We start from the raw sequence: 8175 nt of genomic DNA, 5'->3' as shown, positions 1-8175 counted from the left end.
CGCGATCGCCGACCATTGCTCATCGCTCAGCCAGAACAGTACCGACATGCGCAAGCCCCTGATGCCCAAGGGGCAGCGAATCACAACCGGCCGGGCCACTCAAAGCGGTAATCGAGTTCCGAGCCTAGTGGTGATCACGACGCTGGTGCGCTCGTAGAGCTTGCTGAGCAGGTGAAACAACAGGGCTCCGCCCGACGAGCTGAACGGCAGGTAGCCGAGCTCGTCGAGGATGACGAGGTCGAGACGGAGCAGACGATCGGCGAGTTGCCCTGCCTTGTTCGCGGTCTTTTCCTGCTCCAGCGCATTCACCAGGTCGACCGTGGAGAAGAACCTGACTTTCTTGCGGCCGTGCTCGATGGCCTGGATGCCAAGTGCCGAGGCGAGATGCGTCTTGCCGGTGCCGGGGCCGCCGATGAGCACGACGTTGTCGGCTCGCTCGGTGAACTCCCCCCGGTGCAGCTGCCGCACCGTGGCCTCGTTGACCTCGCTCGCCGCGAAATCGAAGCTTGCCAGATCCTTGTAGGCGGGGAACCGGGCGGTCTTGGTGTGATAGGCGATTGAGCGCACCTCGCGCTCGGCCATCTCGGCCTTGAGCAGCTGGGAGAGGATGGGAACGGCCGCCTCGAAGGCCGGTGCGCCCTGTTCCACCAGCTCGGCGACCGCCTGGGCCATGCCGTACATCTTGAGCCCGCGCAGCATGACCACGAGAGCGGCGCTGGCGGGATCATGACGCATGGCGCACCTCGCGGTCCCGCAGCGCGTCGTAGCGCTCGATGTCGGCCCTCGGCTCCTGGTTCAGGACGAGGGCCTGGGGTGCGTCGATGACCGCGGCCGTGTTCGTGCCGTCAGTCAGGCGGTGCAGGACGTTAAGGACGTGGGTCTTGGTGGCGACGCCACCCTCGAGGGCCAGCTCCACGGCGCACAGCACGGCCACCTCGTCGTGCTGCAGCACGAGGGCGAGGATGTCCACCATCTCCCGGTCACCTCCGGGCCGCCGGAGGAGCTGGGCCTGGAGCTTGCGGAACGCCTCCGGCATCTCGGCAAAGGGCGCGCCGTTGCGCAGGGCGCCTGGCTTGCGCTGGATCACTGCCAGGTAGTGCCGCCAGTCGTAGACGGTGCGGCTGGGAACGTCGTGCGAGCGCTCGACGATCCGGGCGTGCTCGCACAGGATCTGTCCCTCGGCCGCCACGACGAGCCGGTCGGGATTGACCCGCAGGCTGACCGGCCGATTGGCAAACGAGGCTGGGACGCTGTAGCGGTTGCTCTCGAAATGCACGAGACAGGTCGGCGATACCCGCTTGGCGTGCCCGACGAAGCCGTCGAACGCCCGCCCTATCGGCATCAGGCCCGTCCTCTCCCGGGCATGCGCCTCGGCGACGCTGCCGGGAAGGACCCCGTGGGGGAGTTCGTTCCAGCGCTCGATGCAACGGGCCTCCAGCCACGCGTTGAGGGAGGGCAAATCCTCGAACGACGGCATGCCCTGCCAGATCTGCCACCGGGCGTCCTGCACGTTTTTCTCGACCTGGCCCTTCTCCCAGCCCGAGGCCGGGTTACAGAACGTCGCCTCAAACAGGTAGTGGCTGGCCATGGCCGCGAACCGCGCGTTGACCTGCCGGATCTTGCCCGTGCCGATGCGATCCACGGCAGTCCTCATGTTGTCGAAGATGCCGCGGCGCGGCACGCCACCCAGCACGCGAAACGCCTCGGCCAGGGCATCGAACAGCATCTCGTGGGTCTGCAGCTTGTAGGCCCGCATGACGAAGGCCCGGCTGTGCGACAGCTTGGTAGGGGCCGCCTGGAGCTTGAGGCGCTTGCCGCCCACCGTCGCCCAGTCCTCGCTCCAGTCGAACTGGAACGCCTCGCCGGGCTGGAAGGCGAGCGGCACGAACACCCCGCGCCCGGTGGTCCACTGCACCGTCTCCCGTCTCGCTTGCCAGCGCCGGACGAAGGCAGCGACCCGAGCGTAGGATCCACCATAACCCAGGGCCACCAGGCCCGCGTGGATCCGCCGCACGGTCCGGCGCCCCTTGCGTCCCTTGCCCGTCTCAACCCTCAGCCACTCCGAGAGCTTGTCGGCGAACAGGTCCAGGCGGCTCGGCCGCTCGGGAACCTTGAACCTCACCTCCACGGCGTCCGACCGCAGATACTTGCGGATCGTGTTCCGCGACAGGCCCGTCCGCCTCTCGATCTCGCGGATCGGTATGCGATCCCGGTGACGCCACCGGCGGATCACGCTCAACAACTCCATGTCGATCACTCCGATAACCCCGACCATCCGGTCGAGGAGGTGAACAGACACGGGTCACTTCTCAGCGAAAACTTCGAACCCTCCCGGGTCAGTTCTCACTGCAAATCAACACCCGGCGAAGAGAAGAAGCCGCGGACGGTGTGGTTGGCCCAGCCGGTGGCCACGGCGATCTGGGCGACGGTTACGCCTTCGGGTTGGCCACCTCACGATCAGTAATTCGATGGTGGCGCCGCGCTCAGCGCATCTCGCCGCGTCTTGAAGCCACGTTGTTCACGGGCGACTCAGTAGAAGACCGAAGGGAACCAGCAGTGCGCCGGCTGGCGGTACCGGCCGCGTGACATCAGCGTCATCGGCTTGACCACGCGCATTCCCTCGGCGAGGCACCAGCGCAGCAGCCCCGCCTGACAGCTCGGTAGGAGTAGCGAGATGGGCTCGCCACGCGCCGTCGCAGCACCGGCAAGCAGCGCCGCCATATCCTGCTCCGTCTCCGCCACGCCGTGGTTGGCGAGCCAGACGCCCGGCGCAGTCAGGTAGCCGACCATCCGGCCGTGGCGCTCCAGCACCATCGGTGCATGGCGGCCGATTGCCTGGCGCAGTTCCTGCGTACGTGTGACTCCATGCGCCGCGCTACAGAGCGCGTCACAGGCCGGGATGTCCGCCTCCTCCATCGGGCGGACACGCATTCCGCCGGCCATCTCGCCGCGCGGCGTGCCATGCATCAACAGGAGCGGAGCCTGCACCTCGAAGCCGAGCGAAGCGTAGAGCGCGAGCGAGCGCGTATTGAACGCGTCCTGCACCAGCCGCACGCTGGCGGCGTCCTGCGCGCGGTCGAGCACCGCCTGCATCAACTGACGACCAATACCCTCCGCCTGCCGGGACGGGTCCACCGTAATGGGGCCAACGCCGCGCACCTCGTCGACTTTAGAAAGGAAATTGGATCCGACGACAGTTTCGCCGATCGTCGCGACCACGCCGTAGTACGCAGGATCCTCGGCCAGGGCGCGAGCAAGGGCGATACCGCTCTCGCCTGAGGGGAAGTCCTTCGGGAAGCCGTGCGCGGCGGCGATACCGGCGAATGCGTCATGTATGATGCGCCCGCAGACCTCGGCGTCCGCGGTGCGGACGGGCCGAATGCTGACGTGGTGCTCGACCCGGGTCGGTGCCAGCGGGGTGGCAAGTCCGGAAGGATGATGATTGTTCATGGCACTGGGTCCTGCGTTCTGGTGGCTGGAATCAGGCGGCTTTGGAATGGGGTAGCGCATCGGCTCCCTCGTAGGGACGCAGCGGCAGGCGAGGGGCCGACGCTGTTGCGATCCGAAATGCCGATGGCCGCTGCGGTCTTCACCGATGCCTCCGCGCTGGTGTGCCAGCGCACTGCCGTCTCGGTCCTACCCGTCCTCCTGCTCCGCCTAATGCCGGTGCGGGGATGGGAGGTCGGTGGGCGCCTCCATCAGCGCGTACGGATGGCCAGCGCAGCCGACATTCGGGTTCGTTGCCGCGAACAGCCCCGCCGGGTTCTCCTTCCACAGCCAGACATGCAGGTCGTAGTGGTGTAATTCCGTCGGCATCAGCGGCTCGTGGCCTGCCATCGGGCCATCGAAGGGCCGGCCGAACAGCGTCGGACGCTCGGTGATGCCGGTCGCCAGCGGCACGAACCATTCGGCCGCGACAAGGCGTAGGCGACCGTTCTCGGCGGGCTCATAGACCAGCAGCGCGGGACGGAACGGATCGGGCGTCGGACCGAGATGGGCGGCGTTCAGGAAGTGCACGCCCATGGCGCCATTCTCATAGGCGACGCAACCGAGCGTCGAGAGAAAGCCATCGCGCACGGCGGCCGCCGGGTTCTCATACTTGCGGAGCGCCTCGCGCACTTCCTGCAGCTCGGGCGGCAGGACCGGCTCGGGCGCCGGGGTGGAGACGCGGTGGCGCGAGCCATGGTCATGGCCCGAATGTGCGGCGACCGGCGGGCTGCCCGCGAGCACCAGGGCCGCAAGGGCCAGCAGGGATGAGGCCATGCTCCGCATTGCACGCTTCCGCCCGGGGCATGGATGTATGGCGTTGCTCACCGTTATTCTCCTTCGCATCGAATCTGGCGTTCCCACCGGTGGTGGGACGAGGCGAAGCTGACCGAAGCGGCTTTCCGCGCCCATCGCCGGAAGTTTCTGGAGCTTTCCTTCCCGCTTCAGGCGCCGGAGGATCGCGCGCTGTCCCGGTCACCCGATCACCGGGGCCTGAGGCGGCAGCCCCCTCTCCCTGCGAAGTAGCAGGGTTCAACTGGATTTCCTGAAGCGTCGCCGGCATGCTCCCCAAAAGGCGCCGTCCCATGAGCGAGGCATGAACGTGGCGAACGGGTCGATATCGGACGAGAGGAAGCGGATCGCTGGCCTGATCAGGGACTACATCGCGCGCGAACGGATGTCCCGCGAGCAGTTTGCGTTCAGAACAAAACTCGGCAAGTCCACTGTGGACAAGCTGCTCGTTGGTCTGTTCTCGGACAAGACGCTCGCCATCGTCGAAAGTCAGACCGGCCTTGCACTGCGTGGGCCGCACTACCCGGACCTTCCCGCGACCGCATCACCCTTGGTGGTAGATGACTCTGGCCTGCCCTCACCGGATGGCCCTTCCCTCGCGGTGCTGTCTTTCACGAATATGAGCGGCGACCCCGGGCAGGAGCACTTCGCGGACGGGCTCGCCGAAGACATCATCACGGACCTCTCCCGCCTGCGCTGGCTATTCGTGATCGCCCGCAACTCCACCTTCACCTACAAGGGCCGCGCGGTCGACGTGCGGCAGGTCGGACGGGAGCTGGGTGTCCGCTACATTCTCGAGGGCAGCGTCAGGGCGGCGGCGGGTCGAATCCGCATTACGGCCCAGCTGGTGGAAGCGGCAACAGGCAAGCACATCTGGGCCGAGCGCTACGACCGTGAGCTCGGGGATATCTTCGCGGTGCAGGACGAGATCACGCGCAACATCGTCGCCGCGATCGAGCCGCACCTCTACGCCGCGGAGGGACTGCGCGCCGCGGCCCGGCCGCCCGGCAGCATCGATGCCTGGGGCCTGGTGGTACGGGCGATGGGGCTGATGAACAGGGTCGGGCGCGCGCACAACGAGGAGGCGCGGGCGCTGCTTGCGCGCGCCATTGCGATCGAGCCGCGCTACGCGCGGGCGCACGCCCTGCTTGGCTGGGCGGTCTGGTGGGCGACGGCGAGCCACTGGTGGCCGGGTGACCGGGACGAGGGGTTCGCGCAAGCCGTGCGGCATGCGCAGGAGGCGGTCGCGCTCGACCCGGCCGAACCCTGGGCCCGGATGACGCTCGGCTACTGCCTCTCGGAAACCCGACAGCACGAGCGGGCACTGGCCGAGCTCCGGGCGGCACTCGACATCAACCCGAATTTCGCGCTGGGCCGGGCGGCACATGGATGGGCGCTGACCATGGCTGGCCGCTTCGATGCGGCGATCGTCGAGACCGGCTTGGCGATTCGAATGAGCCCGACGGACAGTTTCGCCGGCCACTACACGGCACTGCACGGACTGGCCCTGCTTGCGGCGCGGCGCTTTGCGGAGGCGCTGCCCTTCCTGCACGCCTCGGTCGCCGCCCTCGCCGACTACCCTGGCCACTATCATTCCCTGATCAGCTGCTGCGCCCATCTCGGTCAGATCGAGGAAGCGAGAGCCTTCCTGGAGACACGGAACAGGCTCGGCCCGCCAGTCCGCCTTGGCGTGCTCCGCCGCCGTCTTGAGGGGCTCGGACATTGCGATGTCTTCCTGGAGGGCCTCGCCAAGGCAGGTGTGCCGGAGTAGTCCAACCCTGTCCTGCGGTGCCGAGCGCTTGCCAAATATGCGCGCCCGGCGGCCGGCGCGAGCGGATGTTTGGTCGCTGCCGGACGCCTGTCGGCGGACGTGCCTCTGCAGCCTATGCCAGGTCGAAGTCGCTTGCCCAACCTGGCCGCATGCTCAGACCGCCTCCACCCATGATGTCGGCCAGGTCGGATGGACTACTGAAAGCACCGTCGTGCCTGCCATCACAGGACGAGCGGTCATCGGTGCGCCCGAGCAGGCGAGCGGTGAAGGTGCTGGCGTCCGGGGCGAAGTCCGAGACCTGCGTGTTGTCGCCAGGATCCACGCCCTCGGGCGCGAAGCGCGGCCAGAGGTTGTACCCGTAATCCTCGAAGGCGAGCCCCTGAGAGGGCAGGAGCGACGCATTCAGGCTCACGCTAATAACCGAGCCGGCAATCTTGATACTCGAGGAGTCGAGGTCCGTTGCGCCACCCGTGACCAGATCGATCAGCGTGCCCGTGCCGTCCGGGAGAAGGATCACCACGGCGTCGAAGGTCACGCCCTCCCCGATGGGCGGGTCGAGGGTTGGGAAGAGCTCGATGCCTGCGCCGCGGTCGATGCCCCACACATAGGCCGCGCCGTCTGTCGTACCGATCGGTGCCGCATGGACCCCGCGCAGCACCACCTCGTCCGTGCGGGTCAGGAACGCATCCGCTACAATGACGTCGAGATCGCCGTTCTGAGGACCTTCGTAGGTCTCGAGGAAATCCCCAATGGAGTCGATCCGGTCGGGGCGGCCGACGCCATGGAGGCCGGGCCGAGCAGCCCAGGTCCCATCAAACATCCCGCCGAAGGTGAGCGGAAGGTCGTAAAGGATATCGTCATCGGCTTCGCGAAACCTAGCCGGAACATGCGGGGCATGTCGGTCGTGCTTCATCGTCAAACTCCCTGGCCGGATGGCCTGATGCGATCCATCCCCGTCCTCACCGGAGACGACGCAACGGTACCGGGCGCGGCTTTCCGCAGCCATCATCGGAAGTTTCCGGAGCTTTCCCGTCCTCTCCGAAGACTATCGCGAGTGCGCCATTTTTACGCCCCAGCGTCACTGCTCACCCGCTTCCCTGCCGGCGTGCCGAGCTTGCGGCCGCAGCCTTCCGCCACAGCTCAACTGAGATTGGCGTCGAGGGGCTGGTTGCCATTGCGGGCCTCGCCAGCGCATCAAGGTCGTAGACGAGGCGCGAGGCGGAGAGTGGCTTCGTGTACTCCGCTTCCTCTGGCAGGATGTCAGGGATCGTTGCCTGGAAAGTCGGCATGAATACGGCCAAGCCCGATCGCAGCATGAAGATCAGGGCGTAGAGCTGTCAGACCTCCATGACGAAGGGCAGGCAGAGCACGACGGCGGCGCACACCCCATCGAGCGCGACCAGCAGGGACCGGCGCGGAACGAGATGGACAAAGGCGCCGACGACGGGGGCTATGCCGGCATAGGCCACCATCTTGATCGCCAGCGCCATGCCGAGGGCCGCCCCGGCTGGCTCGAGGGCCAGCAGTTCGAGCGCCACGGTCGCGGGCCCTGTGCCGAGCAGCGGCAGCACCTGCGCAGCAAGAGCAGCACCTGCGCAGCAAGAGATGGCGTTGGGATCTGATGCGGAATAACTGAATCAGATCTGACTGCTGTTTGGGTGGCTGGGCCGGAAATAGGCTGGCAGAGTCCCGGCGGGCCGGGGTATTCCGCCAGGGTGATCGAAGGGGACACCATCCGGTCACGATATCAGCACGCAGCGGCGACGGCATCGCCGGCTACCGCTCCTCCGGTGGCCTGACGTGGCGAAAGATCCAGAGCAACGCCAGATCGTAGGCGATCTTGAGCACGCCGCAGAGGATGAAGGGCGCCGTCTGCCATCCGGATGCGAAGATCGCGCCGGCAATGGCGGGCCCGGCCGCCGCCGCGAGGCTACGCGGCACCGCCGTGAAGCTGGAAGCCGCCGTGCGCTCCGGTGGGATGACGACGGCCATCACGTAGGACCAGAAGAAGAACAGCCCCGCCTGTGCCAGCGAGAGGTCGAAACGCCCGAACAGCCAGAGTGCGAGCAGCGCTTGGACCGCCAGCCCGCCGGCGAAGCTGTCCACGCTGAACAGCGCAGCGAGCT

At 67.1% G+C, this 8175-nt stretch carries 7 protein-coding genes and 2 pseudogenes; 1 reads left to right on the top strand and 8 read right to left on the bottom strand.

Annotated elements, in window-relative coordinates; genetic code table 11:
• Positions 1–120 precede the first annotated feature (120 nt).
• The 5 genes and pseudogenes from istB to H7965_RS27475 all read right to left on the bottom strand — a co-directional run.
• A pseudogene (gene istB / locus H7965_RS27495) lies at positions 121–735 on the bottom strand (IS21-like element helper ATPase IstB); the annotation flags it as partial.
• On the bottom strand, positions 725–2248 hold the full coding sequence (gene istA, locus H7965_RS27490; RefSeq protein ID WP_186773728.1) for an IS21 family transposase: 1524 nt from the start codon (positions 2246–2248) through the stop codon (positions 725–727). The gene istA and the pseudogene istB, both read right to left, overlap by 11 nt.
• 95 nt (positions 2249–2343) lie before the next feature.
• Positions 2344–2433 (bottom strand): annotated as a pseudogene (locus H7965_RS32095) (DUF3489 domain-containing protein); the annotation flags it as partial.
• Between the two features lie 96 nt (positions 2434–2529).
• On the bottom strand, positions 2530–3450 hold the full coding sequence (locus H7965_RS27480) for a GNAT family N-acetyltransferase (RefSeq protein ID WP_186773725.1): 921 nt from the start codon (positions 3448–3450) through the stop codon (positions 2530–2532).
• 207 nt (positions 3451–3657) lie between these two features.
• A complete protein-coding gene (locus tag H7965_RS27475) occupies positions 3658–4398 on the bottom strand; it encodes a hypothetical protein (protein ID WP_229682825.1) in 741 nt (246 codons plus the stop codon).
• Positions 4399–4582: 184 nt separating this feature from the next.
• Here H7965_RS27475 and H7965_RS27470 point away from each other — a divergent pair, with 184 nt between their 5' ends.
• Positions 4583–6049 (top strand): tetratricopeptide repeat protein, encoded by a 1467-nt coding sequence (locus tag H7965_RS27470; protein WP_186773724.1) that lies wholly within the window; start codon positions 4583–4585, stop codon positions 6047–6049.
• Between the two features lie 112 nt (positions 6050–6161).
• Here the strand turns inward: H7965_RS27470 and H7965_RS27465 are convergent, their stop codons facing one another.
• The 3 genes from H7965_RS27465 to H7965_RS27455 form a co-directional block, all read right to left on the bottom strand.
• Positions 6162–6962 (bottom strand): hypothetical protein, encoded by an 801-nt coding sequence (locus tag H7965_RS27465; protein WP_186773723.1) that lies wholly within the window; start codon positions 6960–6962, stop codon positions 6162–6164.
• 424 nt (positions 6963–7386) lie between these two features.
• A complete protein-coding gene (locus tag H7965_RS27460; RefSeq protein WP_186773722.1) occupies positions 7387–7620 on the bottom strand; it encodes a hypothetical protein in 234 nt (77 codons plus the stop codon).
• Positions 7621–7825: 205 nt separating this feature from the next.
• Positions 7826–8175, bottom strand: a 350-nt coding sequence (locus H7965_RS27455; protein WP_456308206.1) for a hypothetical protein, incomplete at its 5' end; no start/stop codon positions are given.

It is taken from the genome of Siccirubricoccus deserti (assembly GCF_014283215.1).
Taxonomy (GTDB): Bacteria; Pseudomonadota; Alphaproteobacteria; order Acetobacterales; family Acetobacteraceae; genus Siccirubricoccus; species Siccirubricoccus deserti.
The sequence above is the reverse complement of the archived record's forward strand: the minus strand, read 5'-3'. Positions and strand labels throughout refer to the sequence as shown.

Excerpts from the sequence above, each read along its gene's own strand:
- H7965_RS27465 (WP_186773723.1), bottom strand. The coding sequence starts at position 6,962 with ATGAAGCACGACCGACATGCCCCGCATGTTCCGGCTAGGTTTCGCGAA.
- istA (WP_186773728.1), bottom strand. The coding sequence starts at position 2,248 with ATGGAGTTGTTGAGCGTGATCCGCCGGTGGCGTCACCGGGATCGCATA.
- H7965_RS27470 (WP_186773724.1), top strand. The coding sequence starts at position 4,583 with ATGAACGTGGCGAACGGGTCGATATCGGACGAGAGGAAGCGGATCGCT.
- H7965_RS27480 (WP_186773725.1), bottom strand. The coding sequence starts at position 3,450 with ATGAACAATCATCATCCTTCCGGACTTGCCACCCCGCTGGCACCGACC.
- H7965_RS27475 (WP_229682825.1), bottom strand. The coding sequence starts at position 4,398 with ATGGGCGCGGAAAGCCGCTTCGGTCAGCTTCGCCTCGTCCCACCACCG.